The 17,382-nt window shown below is 60.1% G+C and carries 13 protein-coding genes; 9 read left to right on the plus strand and 4 right to left on the minus strand.

What is annotated here, in order from left to right; genetic code table 11:
• Positions 1-3 precede the first annotated feature (3 nt).
• Together NA8A_RS18055 and NA8A_RS18060 are read right to left on the minus strand one after the other, a co-directional pair.
• Complete coding sequence (locus tag NA8A_RS18055) at positions 4-1,287, minus strand: M23 family metallopeptidase (RefSeq protein WP_009451809.1); 1,284 nt, start codon at positions 1,285-1,287, stop codon at positions 4-6.
• Positions 1,288-1,369: 82 nt separating this feature from the next.
• Positions 1,370-1,849, minus strand: a complete 480-nt coding sequence (locus tag NA8A_RS18060; RefSeq protein WP_009451810.1) for a peroxiredoxin — start codon at positions 1,847-1,849, stop codon at positions 1,370-1,372.
• Positions 1,850-2,043: 194 nt separating this feature from the next.
• Between NA8A_RS18060 and NA8A_RS18065 the strand changes: the two genes are divergently transcribed.
• A complete protein-coding gene (locus tag NA8A_RS18065; RefSeq protein ID WP_143088097.1) occupies positions 2,044-5,319 on the plus strand; it encodes a YhdP family protein in 3,276 nt (1,091 codons plus the stop codon).
• Positions 5,320-5,402: 83 nt separating this feature from the next.
• Here the strand turns inward: NA8A_RS18065 and tyrS are convergent, their stop codons facing one another.
• Together tyrS and NA8A_RS18075 are read right to left on the minus strand one after the other, a co-directional pair.
• Positions 5,403-6,656, minus strand: a complete 1,254-nt coding sequence (tyrS, locus tag NA8A_RS18070) for a tyrosine--tRNA ligase (RefSeq protein ID WP_009451813.1) — start codon at positions 6,654-6,656, stop codon at positions 5,403-5,405.
• A gap of 45 nt (positions 6,657-6,701) precedes the next feature.
• Complete coding sequence (locus NA8A_RS18075; protein WP_009451814.1) at positions 6,702-7,376, minus strand: alpha/beta hydrolase; 675 nt, start codon at positions 7,374-7,376, stop codon at positions 6,702-6,704.
• 265 nt (positions 7,377-7,641) lie between these two features.
• Between NA8A_RS18075 and NA8A_RS18080 the strand changes: the two genes are divergently transcribed.
• The 8 genes from NA8A_RS18080 to NA8A_RS18115 all read left to right on the plus strand — a co-directional run bounded on the left by NA8A_RS18080 (position 7,642) and on the right by NA8A_RS18115 (position 17,367).
• On the plus strand, positions 7,642-8,805 hold the full coding sequence (locus NA8A_RS18080; RefSeq protein ID WP_009451815.1) for a cysteine desulfurase family protein: 1,164 nt from the start codon (positions 7,642-7,644) through the stop codon (positions 8,803-8,805).
• A 182-nt stretch (positions 8,806-8,987) separates the two neighbouring features.
• Positions 8,988-10,511 carry a Fe-S cluster assembly protein SufB gene (gene sufB, locus NA8A_RS18085; protein WP_009451816.1) on the plus strand — a complete coding sequence of 508 codons (1,524 nt, stop codon included), beginning with the start codon at positions 8,988-8,990 and terminating at the stop codon, positions 10,509-10,511.
• Positions 10,512-10,537: 26 nt separating this feature from the next.
• Entirely contained in the window at positions 10,538-11,293 is a 756-nt protein-coding gene (gene sufC, locus NA8A_RS18090) for a Fe-S cluster assembly ATPase SufC (RefSeq protein WP_009451817.1), read from the plus strand.
• A 10-nt stretch (positions 11,294-11,303) separates the two neighbouring features.
• Positions 11,304-12,572 carry a Fe-S cluster assembly protein SufD gene (gene sufD / locus NA8A_RS18095; protein ID WP_009451818.1) on the plus strand — a complete coding sequence of 423 codons (1,269 nt, stop codon included), beginning with the start codon at positions 11,304-11,306 and terminating at the stop codon, positions 12,570-12,572.
• Between the two features lie 180 nt (positions 12,573-12,752).
• Positions 12,753-14,027 (plus strand): cysteine desulfurase, encoded by a 1,275-nt coding sequence (locus tag NA8A_RS18100; RefSeq protein WP_051018028.1) that lies wholly within the window; start codon positions 12,753-12,755, stop codon positions 14,025-14,027.
• Between the two features lie 5 nt (positions 14,028-14,032).
• Positions 14,033-14,425: an SUF system Fe-S cluster assembly protein gene (locus tag NA8A_RS18105; protein ID WP_009451820.1), complete on the plus strand. Its 393-nt coding sequence runs from the start codon at positions 14,033-14,035 to the stop codon at positions 14,423-14,425.
• 85 nt (positions 14,426-14,510) lie between these two features.
• The gene (sufA, locus tag NA8A_RS18110) at positions 14,511-14,891 is read left to right on the plus strand and encodes a Fe-S cluster assembly scaffold SufA (RefSeq protein ID WP_009451821.1); all 381 of its coding nucleotides are present in this window, start codon (positions 14,511-14,513) and stop codon (positions 14,889-14,891) included.
• A 319-nt stretch (positions 14,892-15,210) separates the two neighbouring features.
• Positions 15,211-17,367 carry a TonB-dependent receptor domain-containing protein gene (locus tag NA8A_RS18115; RefSeq protein ID WP_009451822.1) on the plus strand — a complete coding sequence of 719 codons (2,157 nt, stop codon included), beginning with the start codon at positions 15,211-15,213 and terminating at the stop codon, positions 17,365-17,367.
• Positions 17,368-17,382: the final 15 nt, after the last annotated feature.

Here is a 17,382-nt window from a genome sequence, read left to right on the forward strand (position 1 = left end):
GAATCAGCTTTCGGGCTTGATATGGGGCGCGATCTTTCGGCCAGCGGCTAGAAAGCGGGTCGGGTTGACGGCATTGCCCGAACGGCGCACCTCGTAGTGCAGATGCGGGCCGGTGGAGCGTCCTGACGAGCCAACCTCGCCGACGACCGTCCCTGTCGTGACGGTCTGCCCTTCTTTCACCTCGATCTTGCTCATATGGGCGTAGCGGCTGGTCAGGCCATTGCCATGGTCGATCTCGACCATGCGGCCATATCCGCCGTTCCATCCGGCCTTTACGACCTTTCCAGCGCCGGTTGCATGAACATTGGTGCCGCGCTGGGCGCGGAAGTCGATACCCGAATGATAGGCCGGGCGTCCGAGGAAGGGGTCGCGGCGTGTTCCGAACGTGCTGGAAACCTGCGCGCCGGGAGCGGGATTGGCGAGCGGCATCTTGCGGGCTGTCTGCTTCAGCGCCTTGAGCTGGGACAGGGCTTCGTCGAGTTCCTTTACCTGGTCCTCGAAGACCTGTTCGCCGGCAGAAACCAGCAACGGCCCGCCCACATTCTCCTGGCCATAGTTTTCGGCGATCTCGATGCCTGCATCTTCCAGCGCGTCGGCAATGACTCCCGCTGTCTGGTATGCGTCCTCGGCAAGCGTCTTCACATTGTCGATCTGCTCTGCCTCGATCGATTTGAGAGCTTGATTGAGTTCCACGAAAAGCCGATCTGCCTTGTCCGCTGCCGACATCTTGTTGCTCTGGCTTCCCTCGCGCAATGGCCACGGAATGTTCGATGCGGCGGTCGGGGCGAAGGCGGTAGCCGTAATGCCGGCAGTCCTGAACGGGGCGGCCTCCGGTCTGACTTCTGCCTTGACCTGCGGGCGCGGAGAGGGCGTGGGCGCAGCCTTGCCATTGATCTGTTCAAGGATAGGGCCAAGGCGGCTTTGCCGTTCGGTGAGCTTGTCCTGGCGTGCGATCAGCTCGCCCACCTTTTGCTGCATGAATTGCTGGTCGAGAAGCTGACGGCTCGTTACCCGGTCGAGCTGTGCGCGCAGCGAGGAAATGCGATCTTCGTAGGATTGCTGCATGCGCGCCTGGCGGGCAACATTGGCCCCGATCAGATCGTCACGCAGCACGAGATATGATGTCGCCAGAATGTAGCCGATGGCAAGTGATGCGAGAAACGATCCCGCGATGGCTGCCATCCACGGTCGCACCGTGAAGTGCCTGATATCATCACCGCGCGCGATGATGATCGTGTGCGGATCTTTGCGTTTTCCAAAGACGGCGGATTGCTGGGGTCTGCTCACGGGATCAACGTCCAGGAAAAGTGGAAATGTTGATCCCGATTACAATTGATTAGGGTTAATAAAGTTCTTCCGCGGACCTGTCTCAGCCTTCTTTGGAAAGATTTTGCGCGGCCGTCAGAACCGCCTGCGCATGGCCCGGCACCTTCACCTTTCGCCACATCTCGGCAATCTTGCCATTCTTGTCGATGAGGAAGGTGGAACGCTCGACGCCCATATATTTGCGGCCATACATGCTCTTTTCCACCCACACGCCATAGGCCTGCAGGGCTTCTTTTTCCTGGTCCGAGGCGAGTTGTACATTAAGTTCGTGTTTCGCCTTGAACTTGTCGTGGCTTTTCGGACTGTCGGGGGAAAGCCCGATGACGACGGCACCGATGGCCTCGAATCCGCCACGCAGGGCTGAAAAATCGATGGCTTCGGCGGTGCAGCCGCTCGTATCATCCTTGGGATAACAGAAAAGAACGACGATCTTTCCGCGTAAATCTGACAGTTTGACCTCACCGCCGCCATCGCTTGGCAGGGAAAAGTCGGGTGCTTCGCTTCCTTTGACGAGTTCGGCCATTTTCTTTCCCCTGTTTGTGGCTAGTCGGTCGAGGGCAGAGATATAATGAGCACTGTGGATTCGTCCATGGCGGCTGTGCATTAACGGGAACAGGTGTGGATCAGGACGGCGCATCTCACAGGAAGATTCGCTTCAAACGCAGAGACATCAAAGCTCTGAAGAAGTTTCCCTCCGCGAAGGGTCGCGCACATCGCGTGCTGCGGCGGTCGCGTCTTGCCCGCCTGATTCGCTGGTCGCTTTCCGCCATTGTGGGCTTTGCGGTGATTCTTGCTGTCCTCGTTCTGGGCATTCAGATGCTGGGTGGCAGCGCTGTGGGACAGGATCGTTTGCGGCTTGAGGCCCAGAAGGCGCTGACGGCGCTTGCGGGCTTCGAGGTCCGGGCTGATATGCAGGATCTGCGCCTTGTCCTGAACGACAGGAGCCTTGTGGCCCTGGAGGTGCGCGAACTCGATCTGAGCCAGGCCGAGACCGGCAAGATGCTGATCAAGGCCGAGGCCTTGCGCTTCGGTTTTCGTCTCCTGCCGTTGCTGCGCGGCAAGGTGGAGATCGGCAGTGCGGAGATCGATGGCGCGCGCATCGACCTGGACAACCTTTCGAACCGCCGCTCCGAGGAAAGCGATGCTCCATTCTGGATGCGTCCCATTGAACCGCGCAGCATGCAGGGCCAGTTTTTCGACGGATTGCGGCGGGCCTATGCACTGACGGAGCGCACCGGTACCCGATATATCACGCTTCGCGATGTCGAGGTGATGACGGGTGGCGAGACCGGTCGCAACGTGCGCGTCGACCTGCAGGCATCGGTCAACCGGACGGGTAAACTGGCCTTTGAGGGCGAATTGACGCTCGGTGAGCGATCTGTGACGGTGAATGGCGAGGCACAGCGCCCCAAGCCCGGCGGCCCGATCAACTCCCTGTTGGTCGAAGTCGCGCTTCCGCGCAATCATCTGTTCCCGCTAAAGCTTTCCAGGCAGGTGTATGATACCGCGCCGCGCAATCGCCTCGACCAGATGAAACTCAGCCTGACCGGCTCCGAAACGGAGATCGGCAAGGGGGAATTGGCTTTCGACATAGCTTTCAAGGGATTGACTGTCGATCTCAGGGAAGATGGCGTGATCACCGGGGACGGCCAAATCTCCGCCAGAGTGGTCGAAGATGCCGAGGCAATCGCCATCCGCCGTGCCAACCTTGTTATCGGGCGGTCCGAATATGATTTCAATGGCAGCCTCGGTTTGATCGATAACGATGCCGACGGGCGCCCGGTCTACGGTTTCGACCTTGTCAGCCGTAAATCCACGGTGGCGGCGGACGATGTGCAGGAAGGTGAGGTTCCGTTTGCCGCGCGCATGAGCGGGCGTATCGAGGCGGCAAGCGGACGCATCATAGGAGAGACGATCCGCATCGTCACGGGCGCCGGTCAGATTTCGGCGAGCGCCTCAGTTACGCTGGAAGCGGGAAAATCCCCGGGTCTTTCGCTCGCCGTCTATGCCAGCGACCTGCCGACCGCCGAGGTAAAGCAATTCTGGCCGTGGTTCGCTGCCACAGGTGCGCGCAACTGGGTTGTCGCAAATCTTTTCGGTGGGCGTGTCACGGAGGGCAATCTGCGCCTGCGCGTGCCGCCCGGCCGCCTCGGAGACGGTCATCCGCTTCGCGACGAGGAGGTCAGCGGGGAGTTCAAGGTCTCCGGCGCCCGGTTCGATATCGCCGGGACCATCCCGCCGGTTCGTGACGGCATCGGCATGGTGGCGTTCCAGGGGGTCGATGTGGATGTGTCCATCGAAGCGGGCACCGTCTACATGCCGAGTGGCCGCACTGTTGCCGCCAGCAACGGAACGCTCGCGATCCGCAATGCGAATGTGAAACCGCGCATCGGCAAATTGGGGATAGATGTCGCAGGCGACGCTCCGGCAGTCGTGGAACTTGCCTCCTATGAGCCGATTGATGTGTCGAGCGTGCTCGATCTTTCCCCGGCCGATGTGACGGGAACGGTCAAGGGGCACGTCGTTGCCGATATTCCGCTCAGCGACGGAATCCCGCGTGATCGTCTCGGATGGCGGGTTCAGATCGGCTATGAAGACCTTTCCATCGCCAAACCCTTCGACGGGCAGTCGGTGACCGATGCCAAGGGCACGGCAACGATAGAGCCGCACCGTGCGGAGATTTCTGCCACGGCGCGGCTCAATGGCATTCCCGCCCAACTCGATCTGGTAGAGCCGCTCGGCAAGGCGGAAGGAGGTCGCCAGCGCAAGGTGACACTGACCCTCGACGACGCCACCCGCAAGCGCATGATGCCGGGGCTGGAGGATATTCTTTCTGGCCCCACGGAGGTCGGATACGAGGACCTTGGCGAGGGACGACGCAAGATCAGTGTGAAGCTCGACGCAGCCCAGCTCTCGCTTCCCTGGGTCAACTGGCGCAAGGGCGCCGGCATTCCGGGTTCGGCGACATTCGTCATGGAAGAGAAGGGCGGTGAGACGTCGCTCAGCGATTTCGTGCTGCAGGGGCAGACATTTGGTGCGCGGGGCAGATTGTCGATAGCCAATGGTTCGCTGGCATCCGCCCGGTTCGACAGCGCCCGCCTCAATCGCGGCGACGATTTTGCCGTCAGCGTCGACAGGCGTGGAAAATCCTATGTCGTTTCGATCAAGGGCGATGCGCTCGATGCTCGTTCGGTGATCAAATACTATCTCGGCAAGGGCGGGCAATCTGCTGCCGGCGACGATGCAGCTTCCGGCAACGGCCTGGAACTGACGGCGAGCCTTTCTGCTGTCTCCGGCTTCAACAGCGAGGTTTTGCGGGGGGTGACGCTAACCTACGCAAGTGCTGGCAATGCGCCTGGCCGGTTGAAGGCCGGCGCCACCGCGCGTGCAGGCGGCAAGATCACCCTGTCGCGCGGCAATGGAACGGTGGATGCCACCTCGACCGATGCCGGCGCGATCATGCGCTTTCTGGACTTCTACGCCAATATGGAGGGCGGCCAGATGCGCCTTGCCCTGAGCGAGGCGGGGAAGGTCCTGTCAGGCAGCGTTGCCGCGCAGGATTTCTTCATCGTCAACGAGCCGCGATTGCGTTCGCTCGTTGCGGCCACGGAGAAGGGCACCGGCGACGCGGAGGTCGACGCCACGCGAGTACGCTTCGAACGCGGTTTCTCCAATATTCGCAAGGCCGGCGGAAGTCTTGAGCTGAACAATGGCGTTCTGCGCGGTCCCTTGATCGGCACGACATTCCAGGGGCGGTTGTTCGACGCGAACAACAATGTCTCGATCACGGGCACCTTCATGCCGCTCTATGGCATCAACCGGATTTTTGGCGAAATACCGCTCTTCGGCAACATATTGGGCAATGGCCGTGACCGTGGCCTGATCGGCATCACATATCGGCTTTACGGAAATCTCGACGAACCGCAACTCGAGGTGAATCCGATCTCGGCCATCGCGCCGGGTATCTTCCGCCAGATTTTCGAATATCGCTGACGGGCCAAAGGGTCGGTTGCTCCAAGGAAAACGGGAGCCCAAGGGCTCCCGTCGACATCGGTGCAATAATGCGAGTGGTGCGATCAGGCCGGGCGCAGCAGGACGTGCTTCTTCTTGCCGAGTGAAAGCTTCACCACGCCTTCCGGCGTGAGGTCGGCCATGCTCACAACCTGGCGTTCGTCGCTGACCGGCTTGTCGTTGAGCCGAACCGCGCCACCCTTCACATGACGCCGGGCTTCGCCGTTCGAGGCTGCAAGACCGGCGGTGACAAAGAGCGAGAGAACGCCAACGCCCGCCTCGAGTTCTGCCGCTGCAATTTCAATGGTCGGCAGGTTTTCGTCCAGCGACCCTTCCTCGAAGGTCTTGCGTGCGGTTTCTGCCGCCTCATCGGCCGCGATCCGGCCATGCAGCATGGCCGTCACTTCCGTTGCGAGTATCTTCTTGGCTTCGTTCAGCTCCGAACCCTGAAGGGCACCGAGCCGGGCGATCTCATCGAGCGGCATGCGCGTGTAGAGCTTCAGGAAGCGTTCCACATCCGCATCTTCGGTGTTGCGCCAGTACTGCCAGAAATCATAGGCGGAAAGCATGTCCGGATTCAGCCAGACGGCGCCGTCCGCGCTCTTGCCCATCTTGGCGCCCGAAGACGTCGTCAGGAGAGGCGAGGTCAGGGCATAGAGTTGCGGCGATCCCATGCGATGCCCGAGATCGATGCCGTTGACGATATTGCCCCACTGGTCGGAGCCGCCCATCTGGAGGCGGCAGTCGTAGCGTTTGTTCAGCTCCACGAAATCATATGCCTGGAGGATCATGTAGTTGAATTCCAGGAACGACAGCGATTGCTCGCGGTCGAGGCGCAGCTTCACCGAATCGAACGAGAGCATGCGGTTGACCGAAAAGTGCCGGCCGACATCGCGCAGGAACTCGATGTAGTTGATGCCGAGCAGCCAGTCCGCATTGTTCACCATGACCGCGTCCTTCGGTCCGTCTCCGAAGGTCAGGTAATTGGAAAACACCTTCTTGATGCCGGCGATGTTGGAGGCGATCATTTCCGGCGTCAGAAGCTTGCGCGCCTCATCCTTGAAGGAGGGGTCGCCGATCATGCCCGTGCCGCCGCCCATCAGTGCGATGGGGCGGTGCCCGGTCTGCTGCATCCAGTGCAGCATCATGATCTGGATAAGCCCGCCGGCATGCAGGCTCGCCGCCGTCGGATCGAAACCGATATAGGCCGTCACCGTTTCCTTGGCGAAAAGATCGTCGAGACCCGTTTCATCGGAAATCTGGTGAATGAACCCGCGTTCGCTCAGCGTGCGCAGGAAATCGGACTTGAAGGCGGTCATGGTCTTTCAGGCTCTTCGGGTGCATGCCGGCGCGAAAGGCGCGGCTTATTTCAGGCGTTTGGGACGGGCTTCGGAAAGTTCGCCGCGCAGGCGCGCGTCGAGATAGTCCGAACATTCCTCAATCAGGAGGTCCACGGTGTCCGAATAGAAATGATTGACGCCGGGAAGCGTCTTCTGCGTGATGGTGATGCCCTTCTGGGACTGCAATTTATCCACCAGGCCCTGAACGTCGCTCGGCGGGGCAACCTTGTCGGAATCGCCATGGATGATCAGGCCCGACGAGGGGCAGGGGGCAAGGAACGAGAAATCATAGAGATTGGGCTGCGGCGAGATGGACATGAAGCCCTCGATCTCCGGGCGGCGCATCAACAGCTGCATGCCGATCCAGGCGCCGAAGGAATAGCCGGCCACCCAGCAGCTCTTCGAATCTGGATGCAGCGACTGCACCCAGTCGAGTGCGGCAGCCGCATCGGACAACTCGCCGGTGCCGTGGTCGAATGCGCCCTGGCTGCGGCCGATGCCGCGGAAATTGAAGCGCAGCGTCGTGAAGCCCCGGCTCTGGAACATGTAGAAAAGATCGTAGACGATCTTGTTGTTCATCGTGCCGCCGAACTGGGGATGCGGGTGAAGGATGAGCGCGATGGGCGCGTTCTTTTCCTTCGACGGCTGATACCGTCCTTCCAGGCGGCCGGCGGGGCCGGCAAAAATGACCTCAGGCATGGGTACTCCACATTGGGCGCCGTGGCGCTTCGGGTTAAACTGGGATCAGCGTCCCTTCACCCTTGACGCGACGCCAACGCCTCCATAGAAGCTAGTTTAGAATTGTTCAAAAATGATGGTCGCATAAGATGCCCATCATCCTCGGCAAGCCGCGTTAAATAGGACGGCTCGCTTGGAAAATTCAAGGAAATTGCACCGCATCGGTCAAAACTTGGCCTAGATTACGAAATGCAGACGGTACGGAGCGACGGTAGAGCGCAGAAGAATGGCAGCTAGGCGCGCATATCTCGATCACAATGCCAGTGCGCCGCTTCTTGAGGAAGCGCGCGCTGCGATGCTTGACGCGCTGTCCGTGGCGGCCAATCCCTCTTCAGTGCATTCCGAAGGGCGTGCAGCCCGCCGCATGCTGGAGGAAGCGCGTGCCTCGGTTGCCGCGCTCGTCAATGGCAAGCCGCAGCATGTGGTCTTCACCTCCGGAGCGACAGAAGCTGCCGCCACGCTGCTTTCGCCCCACTGGACCATGGGGCGTGCACCGCTTGCCTTCTCCCGCGTTTATGTCAGCGCCGCTGATCACCCTTGTGTTCTCAAGGGCGGGCGGTTTTCGCCCGAAGCCGTCGTCGAGATTCGTGTCGCTCCCAATGGTCTCGTCGACCTCGATGATCTGAAGGCGCGTCTCGATGCACATGACACGTCCGCCGGACTGGCGCTGGTGGCGATCCATGCCGTCAACAACGAGACCGGCGTCATTCAACCGGTCGAGGAAATTGGTCGCATCGCCCACGCCTCAGGGGCCGTGGTCGTGCTCGATGCCGTGCAAGCTGCAGGGCGAATTCCTGTCGATATATCAAAAGGTTATGCGGATTATCTGATTCTTTCCTCTCACAAGATTGGCGGCCCGAAGGGTGTTGGAGCAATCGTAAGCGCGGCCGATCTGATGATGCCCGTTCCTCTGATCGTGGGTGGCGGGCAGGAGAAGGGCCACCGCGCCGGAACGGAGAATCTCGCTGCAATTGTCGGCTTCGGGGCTGCTGCGCGTTGCGCGCTGGCCGGGCTCGACCGCATTGAAAACGTGGCCACCATGCGCGACAGGATCGAAGAACTTGTCGTTGCCCACGTGCCCGATGCGGTGTTCTTCGGCCGGGCGGCGGAACGTGTCGCCAATACGAGTTTCTTTTCCATTCCCGGCATGAAGGCAGAGACGGTGCAGATTGCATTCGACCTTGCGGGGGTGGCGCTTTCGTCGGGGTCCGCCTGCTCGTCGGGCCGGGTTGGGCCGAGCCACGTGCTGCAAGCGATGGGTTTCGGCGAGGACGCGAGCGCGTTGCGCGTTTCCATCGGCCCTTCGACGGGTGAGGAAGAAATTGGCCTTTTTGCCGACGCCCTTGCCGGAATAGCACGGCGGCGCAAGGGAAAGGCTGAAGCCGCCTGAGCAAAGCGGCAGGAATTGTGGGTTCGGAATAAAATGGAGAAAGACACACATATTTTATATGTGGGCGGATGAAAGCTCCGCTTTAAAGCATTACATGAGGGGCAGCCTCACGGGCTGAACCGGTGTGTGCCGAATTTGAAGACGGCCGGGCCTTGACCCCGGCATGGATGGAGAAAACGCATATGCCTGCAGTGCAGGAAACGATCGATCAGGTCCGCAGCATCGATGTGGATCAGTACAAATATGGTTTCGAGACGCTGATCGAGAGCGATCTGGCGCCGAAGGGGCTGAACGAGGACATCATCCGTTTCATCTCGGCCAAGAAGGAAGAGCCGGAGTGGATGACACAATGGCGGTTGAAGGCGTTTGAACGCTGGAAATCGATGGAAGAGCCGACCTGGGCACGTGTGAACTACCCCAAGATCGACTTCCAGGACCTGCATTACTATGCGGCTCCCAAGAACCAGACCGGCCCGAAATCCCTCGACGAGGTGGATCCGGAACTGCTCAGGACCTACGAGAAGCTGGGCATCCCGTTACGCGAGCAGGAAATTCTGGCGGGCGTTCGCAAACAGGGCGAGCCGAGCACGCTGGACGAAAATCCGAGCGACAATGTTTACAGCTCCGGCCGCGTCGCGGTCGACGCGGTGTTCGATTCCGTTTCGGTCGTCACGACCTTCAAGAAGGAGCTGGCCAAGGCCGGCGTGATCTTCTGCTCGATTTCCGAAGCGATCCGCGAGCATCCCGAACTGGTGCAGAAATATCTGGGATCGGTTGTGCCGGTCTCCGACAATTTCTACGCCACGCTCAATTCCGCCGTCTTCACCGACGGATCCTTCGTCTATGTGCCGAAGGGCGTCCGCTGCCCGATGGAGCTGTCCACCTATTTCCGCATCAACGAGAAGAATACGGGCCAGTTCGAGCGCACGCTGATCATCGCCGATGAGGGGGCCTATGTGTCCTATCTCGAGGGCTGTACGGCGCCGCAGCGCGACGAGAACCAGCTTCACGCCGCAGTCGTCGAGCTCATTGCGCTCGATGATGCCGAGATCAAATATTCGACGGTGCAGAACTGGTATCCGGGCGATTCGCAAGGCAAGGGCGGCATCTATAATTTCGTCACGAAGCGCGGCGACTGCCGGGGCAGGAATTCCAAGATTTCCTGGACACAGGTGGAAACCGGTTCGGCGATCACCTGGAAATATCCGTCCTGCATTCTGCGCGGCGACAACAGCCGTGGCGAGTTCTATTCGATTGCTGTGTCCAACGGGCATCAGCAGATCGATTCGGGCACAAAGATGCTGCATCTCGGCAAGAACACGTCGAGCCGCATCATCTCCAAGGGCATTTCCGCCGGCAACTCGCAGAACACCTATCGCGGTCAGGTTTCGGCCCATCGCAAGGCTGCGAATGCCCGCAATTTCACCCAGTGCGATTCGCTTCTGATCGGCAATGACTGCGGCGCGCACACCGTGCCCTATATCGAGGCCAAGAACGCGACCGCCCAGTTCGAGCACGAGGCGACCACGTCGAAGATTTCCGAGGATCAGCTCTTCTACGTCATGCAACGCGGCATTCCCGAGGAAGAGGCCATCGCCCTAATCGTCAACGGCTTCGTCAAGGACGTCATCCAGGAACTGCCGATGGAGTTCGCCGTCGAGGCGCAGAAGCTCATCGGCATTTCGCTCGAAGGTTCGGTCGGCTGAGGCCGCAATAAAGTTTGGAAGATATCATGCTTGAGATCAAAAACCTGCACGCCCGTATCGCCGAGGACGGCACCGAGATCATCCGTGGCCTGAACCTGTCGGTGAAGGCAGGCGAAGTGGCCGCCATCATGGGGCCGAACGGTTCCGGCAAGTCCACGCTGTCCTACATTCTCGCCGGTCGCGAGGATTATGAGGTTACCGAAGGCGACATTCTGTTCAACGGCCAGTCGATCCTTGAGATGGACCCGGCCGAGCGTGCCGCCACGGGCATTTTCCTGGCCTTCCAGTATCCGATGGAGATACCGGGCGTTGCCACGATGGAATTCCTGAAGACCGCCATCAACGCCCAGCGCAAGGCGCGCGGCGAGGAAGAGCTGAAGATTCCCGATCTCCTGAAGCGCGTCCGTTCGGCTGCTGACGAGCTGGAGATGGACATGAACATGCTGAAACGTCCACTCAATGTGGGTTTTTCGGGCGGTGAGAAGAAGCGCGCCGAAATCCTGCAGATGAAGCTGCTGGAACCCAAGCTGTGCATGCTCGACGAAACGGATTCGGGCCTCGACATCGATGCCCTGAAGATCGTTGCCGATGGTGTGAACGCCCTGCGCTCGCCTGATCGCGCCGTTGTGGTGATCACCCACTATCAGCGCCTGCTCGACTATATCGTCCCGGATACGGTGCACGTCCTTTACCGCGGCCAGATCATCAAGTCCGGCAGCAAGGACCTTGCGCTCGATCTGGAGAAGAACGGTTACGCCGGCGTTATCGGCGAAGCGGCGTGAGGTATTCTCGATGAACCTACACGCACAAACCACAAGGACTGCGGCGGAGGCGGCGCTGATCGACAGCTTCGCCGCCCGCATTTCCGATTTACCGGGCGATGCCGAAACCACCGTGCACCGGGATGATGCATTGGAGCTCCTGAAGGCCGGCTTGCCGACGCGCCGCGTAGAGGCCTGGCATTACACGGATTTGCGCCGCCTCTTGTCGACCGTGCCCGCCTATCGCTTTGAAAGCAGTGCTGCGCAGGTTGCCCCGCTGATCGACAGGGCCGAGCTTCTGCCCGTGCTGAACGGTGCGGCCAATACCCAGCGTGGCGGTATTTCCGGCGTTGCGGTTTCACGGCTTGCCGATCGCCTGATCGAGGGCGACCTGACATCGAAGCTGGGCGTTGCCGATCCTTACGACACGGTGGCGGCCATCAACGCCGCTTTCGTTTCCGACGGCTATTGCCTGGAGATCGAGGATGGCGCGCAGATCGACCGGCCTGTCGAGTTTCAGAACGTGCATGCCGGCGGCCAAGTTCACAGCCGTTTTGCCGTCAAGGCGGGAGCGGGCTCGAAGGCCACCATCGTCGAACGCCAGACGGGCAGCGAAGAGGCTCTGGTTTCGAGCGTCAGCCATCTGGATGTGGCCGAAGGCGCGGAAGTGCTTTGGATCGTTCTGCAGGAGCAGCCCGATACGGTGTCGCATCTCGCCCAGTTCACCGCGACCCTCGGCAAGGATGCCAAGCTCACGCTGTTCATCATGAATGCCGGCGGCAAGCTGGTGCGCCAGGAAGTGCGGGTCACCGCGGATGGCGAGGGGTCTTCCTTCCGCCTGCGCGGGGTCAATCTTCTGGCTGGCGAGACCCATTGCGATGTGACCATGGTGCTCGATCACCTGGCTCCGGATACCTTCTCTACCGAGACGATCCGCAATATTGTCACGGGCAAGGCGGAGGGCGTGTTTCAGGGGCAGATCCGTGTAGCCCGCGACGCGCAGAAGACCGATGCCAAGATGGCCTGCAACACCTTGCTTCTCTCGGATGAGGGCAGCTTTTCTGCCAAGCCCGAGCTTGAGATCTTTGCCGATGACGTGGCCTGCGGCCATGGCGCAACGGTGACGGAGATCGAGGCCGATCACCTCTTCTATCTCATGGCGCGCGGCATCGATGAGAAGACCGCGCGTGGTCTGCTCGTAAAGGCCTTCCTGGCGGAGGTCATCGAGGAGCTGGAAGACGAGGCGGTTATCGAAGCGCTGGAGAAAAAGCTCGACGCCTGGTTCGTGGAACACGGGTGACGGTGAGGACGGTTTGATCGGCAGCGCCTGCCTTCTTCCTCGCGGTTCGACAAGTTCACCATGAGGATGAAGGCAGGGCAGTGCCGGTTGAGGTTGTATCCGGCGCGGGCGCCCGCCGCGGACCGCCAGCACTGATGGTGGACCGTGAGCTTGTCGAATGGTTCATCCCACCGGGTTGGGATGCCAGGCACTGGAACGGGAAGGTTTGAGACAGTGGACCAGACGCTCGAAAGCAAGAGCTACGATGTCGAGGCGATTCGCCGCGATTTTCCCATCCTCGCACGCGAGGTCTATGGCAAGCCGCTCGTCTATCTCGACAATGGCGCCTCGGCACAGAAACCGCAGGCCGTCATCGATGCGGTGACGCATGCCTACAGTCAGGAATATGCGAACGTCCATCGCGGGCTGCATTTCCTCTCCAACGCGGCGACCGATGCTTATGAGAAGGCCCGCGAAACCGTCCGCCGTTTTCTCAATGCCGAAAGCGCCGATGAGATCATCTTCACCAAATCGGCCACCGAGGCGATCAACACCGTTTCCTACGGCTTCGCCATGCCGAATATCGGTGAGGGCGATGAGATCGTGCTGTCCATCATGGAGCACCATTCGAACATCGTCCCGTGGCATTTCCTGCGCGAACGCTACGGTGCGAAGCTCGCCTGGGTTCCGGTCGATGTGGATGGCGTATTGACCCTCGAGGCCTTCGAGAAAACCCTGAGTGAGCGCACGAAGCTGGTGGCCATCACGCACATGTCGAATGTGCTTGGCACGATCACGCCCCTGAAGGCGATCATCCGCCTTGCCCATGAGCGCGGCATTCCTGTTCTGGTGGATGGCAGCCAGGGCGCGGTCCACCTGCCTGTGGATGTGCGCGATCTCGATTGCGATTTCTACGTCTGCACGGGCCACAAGCTTTACGGCCCCTCGGGCATTGGCGTTCTTTACGGCAAGAAAGATCGCCTGAAGGCCATGCGTCCTTTCCAGGGCGGTGGAGAAATGATCGAGGATGTGACGCTCGACAACGTCACCTACAACGATCCGCCGCACCGTTTCGAGGCGGGAACACCCCCTATCGTGCAGGCGATCGGCCTTGGCGCGGCCCTTGAATATATCGAGGGCGTGGGCCGTGAGGCGATTGCAGCCCATGAGGTGGAACTGGTGCGCTACGCCCATGAGCGGCTTGGTCGCATCAATTCGCTGCGCATCTTCGGCAATGCTCCGGGAAAGGGCGCCATCGTATCCTTCGAGCTGCAGGGCATTCATGCCCATGATGTTTCGATGGTGATCGACAGGGGAGGCGTTGCGGTGCGGGCCGGCACCCATTGCGCGCAGCCGCTTCTCAAACACTTTGGCGTGACCTCCACCTGCCGCGCCTCATTTGGCATGTATAATACGATGGCCGAGGTTGATGCCTTGGCAGAAGCGCTTGAAAAAGCGCGCAAATTTTTCGGGTGACGACTATGAGCGATGCACCGCAGAACGAAATGAGCGAAGCCGCGCCGGAAGGCGAGGGCGCTGTCACGGCCTCCAGCATTCCCCAGGAGGAACTGGCGCGGCTGACCGACGATATCGTGGGCGCATTGAAGACGGTCTACGATCCGGAAATACCCGCCGACATCTATGAACTCGGGCTGATCTACAGGATCGACATCGAGGATGATCGTTCGGTCAAGATCGATATGACGTTGACGGCGCCAGGATGTCCCGTGGCAGGCGAAATGCCGGGCTGGGTGCAGAATGCGGTGAGTTCCGTGGAAGGTGTCGGCGATGTCGAGGTTACCATGGTGTTCGATCCGCCCTGGACGCCTGACCGCATGTCGGAGGAAGCCCAGGTCGCCGTCGGCTGGTATTGACCCAGCCCTTGCAAGCGGGCCGAATCTTGACCATCTTCTAGGAAACCATCCGCGAGCCTTTCACTCGCTGTGAATGGAGAGACCCATGAGCCGATTTCAAGTTATGACGATCACCGATGCCGCCGCCGAACGGGTGCGCGCTATCATGGCCTCTCGCGACGGTGCGCAGGGTGTGCGCGTCGGCGTGAAGAAGGGCGGTTGCGCCGGTATGGAATATACGGTCGACCTCGTCACCGATCCGAACCCGAAGGATGACCACGTCGAACGTGAGGGTGCGCATGTCTATGTTGCGCCGGAGGCTGCCCTTTTTCTTCTGGGAACAGAACTTGATTTCGAAGTGACGAAATTGCGTACCGGATTCACCTTCAAGAATCCGAACCAGACTTCTGCCTGCGGCTGCGGCGAATCGGTCGAGCTGCAGCCCGCCGAACTCAAGGAACTGGCCGAAGCGCGCGGCGTGCTCTGAGGGCGTCTGGCCAGACTTTCTGTTGCCAAGTGAGTGACCGAAAATGGCCGGATAGGTCGTTCCAGCCGCCAAAGAGGGCGCGAGAGCTCCTCAGTCGAGCGATTCTTGATGGTTCTAGTGCCCCCGGCAGATCCGATCTGCCGGTTTTTTGCACATGGTCGACGTCGGCAAATAATAATACTTGACTATAATAATCATATTTATACGTTGCGCGGTGTTACGGCTTTGCCGCTGATGCGGCTGCCGCTTGCGCCAGCAAACATGTGCCTGACCCGCGTGATGAGCCAGCCTTTGTCCAGATCGACTGAAGGGGGCTCGAATGCTTACGCGCGCAAGGCGCCATCATATCTTGCCGGCCACGGCCATGGCACTGGCCATGACCGTTGGAACGGCACACCACACATCAGCACAGGATGGTCGGCAACAAGCCGAGGAAACCGAATCGGGCCGAAGGACGCTGCTCCAGAGGCTCATTGTCTCCGACACGATTGGGAGCGGGGACCCCTATGACGAGGCGGCGCCGGCAAGCACGGTCGACCGCGAGGCAATAACGGAGCGTTTCGGTGGCGATGCCAACCAGGTTGTCCGTTCTACGGCGGGCACGTTCACGCGGGCCCCTTCCGATCAGCCCGGCCTGACGGTCAACGTCAGGGGGCTACAGGGCATGGGGCGCGTCAACACCATGATCGACGGTGTGCCGCAAACGTTCCGAAACCTGTCGGGCCATGGCGGTACGTTTGATGACATGGCCTATGTCGATACGAATCTCCTGACGAGCGTGGATGTTCAGCGCGGGTCGGTTTCCGGCGCAGAAGGAATGGGCGCCCTTGGAGGGGCCGCCAATTTTCGGACCATCGGCATCGAAGATGTGCTTTTGCCCGGGCGCGATCAGGGCGTGATGACGACCTGGCGCGGGGGAACGAATGCCTATGGCTGGTCCGGAATGATCGCCGGCGGTTTGCGCACCCCCATGCTGCCCAACGGGGAAGGGATGGCGAGCGTCATGGGCGCTTTTTCCTATACGGAGAAGCGCCGCTTCGAGAATGGCGATAGTATTGAGGTTCCGTTCGACCCCAGCCAGAAGCCATCCTCCGGCTTGATCAAGGTGGAGCTGAAGCCCAATGACACTCACGAGCTGAAGCTCGGCGGCCGCTGGTATGACAACGCGTTCTATGTGCAGAGTGGCGGATATGACTGGTCGGTGAACAACCAGACCTATACAGCCAATTACGCCTATACGCCTGGAGACCCCTTATGGGACCTCAGGGTGAATGCCTACCACAACATCACGAAGCTGGATTTCGATGGCATCGGAGGCGTTTTCTCCAACCGCCATGGCGTCAACACCGCAACCGGTATCGACATCAGCAATCGCAGCAGGACGAGCTTCGGCAATACTGACCTGGAATTCTACTCCGGCGCCGCCTATTCCTCGGACGATTACGAGGGCAACGATCAGCGCGGGGCCAATCCCGACGGGCGTCTGATCAAGGGCGGGCTGTTCGGCGAAGCCGCGCTTACCCACGGCATCATGAGCTTGAAAGGCGGGTTGCGCTACGACCGCTGGCAGCTGAGTGGTGTGCGCGGCTATACGCGGCCGGGGTTTGGCGATTGTCCGGCCGGCGGCGGAAACTGTCCGGGGGAATCGGCAAGCCGCTCGGGCGATGAATGGAACCCGAGCATTACCGCGACCTTGAAGCCCCTCGACTGGATGGAATTTTACGCCACCTATGCGCATACCTACCGCGCGCCCACCGCGTCTGAGATGTTCTATCCGGGTGGCCACAATTTCAACGGCAGCGGCAGTCCCATCGAGAACAACCTCGACCTCACGGCAGAGACGATGCGCGGGATCGACATTGGCGTGAATGTGAAGGCGAACGATCTCTTCGTTGCAGGCGACGCATTCCGGCTCAAGGCTGGATATTTCCGCAATCGCATCAAGAATTTCATCACCTATGGCATGGATCAGAAACCCGGCGAGGTCTCTCCGACAATTCGCTGGATCAACCTGCCGGGCACGACCACGATGAGCGGCTTCGAACTGGAAGGTGGATACGATGCGGGATTCATCTACGCGAATTTCTCTTTGACCATCGCCGATACCGAACAGCCGCTACCCTATTTCGCCGGCGTCGGAAACGATGTGGGCCGCCTGCCGGACGATTTTGCGACCATCGATGTCGGGACCCGGCTGTTTGATCAACGGCTGACGCTTGGCGGGCGCATGCGCTACGTGGGTGACAGCGTCCAGGTCTTTTTCGACGATGCCAATTCGATCCACTTTCCAAGTTATGTACTGTTCGATGCCTATGGTTCCTGGCAGTTCAACGAGAACGCCAAGCTCTTCTTCTCGGTCGAGAACATAGCCGATAAGAGTTACATGAATGCGATGGGCGGATTTGCGGATAGTTACAACGGCGTCAATACGGGCCGTGGCCGCACGTTCATTGTTGGTGCAACGGCCCGTTTCTAGCCGTATTGTGATGAG

It is taken from the genome of Nitratireductor indicus C115 (assembly GCF_000300515.1).
Taxonomy (GTDB): Bacteria; Pseudomonadota; Alphaproteobacteria; order Rhizobiales; family Rhizobiaceae; genus Nitratireductor; species Nitratireductor indicus.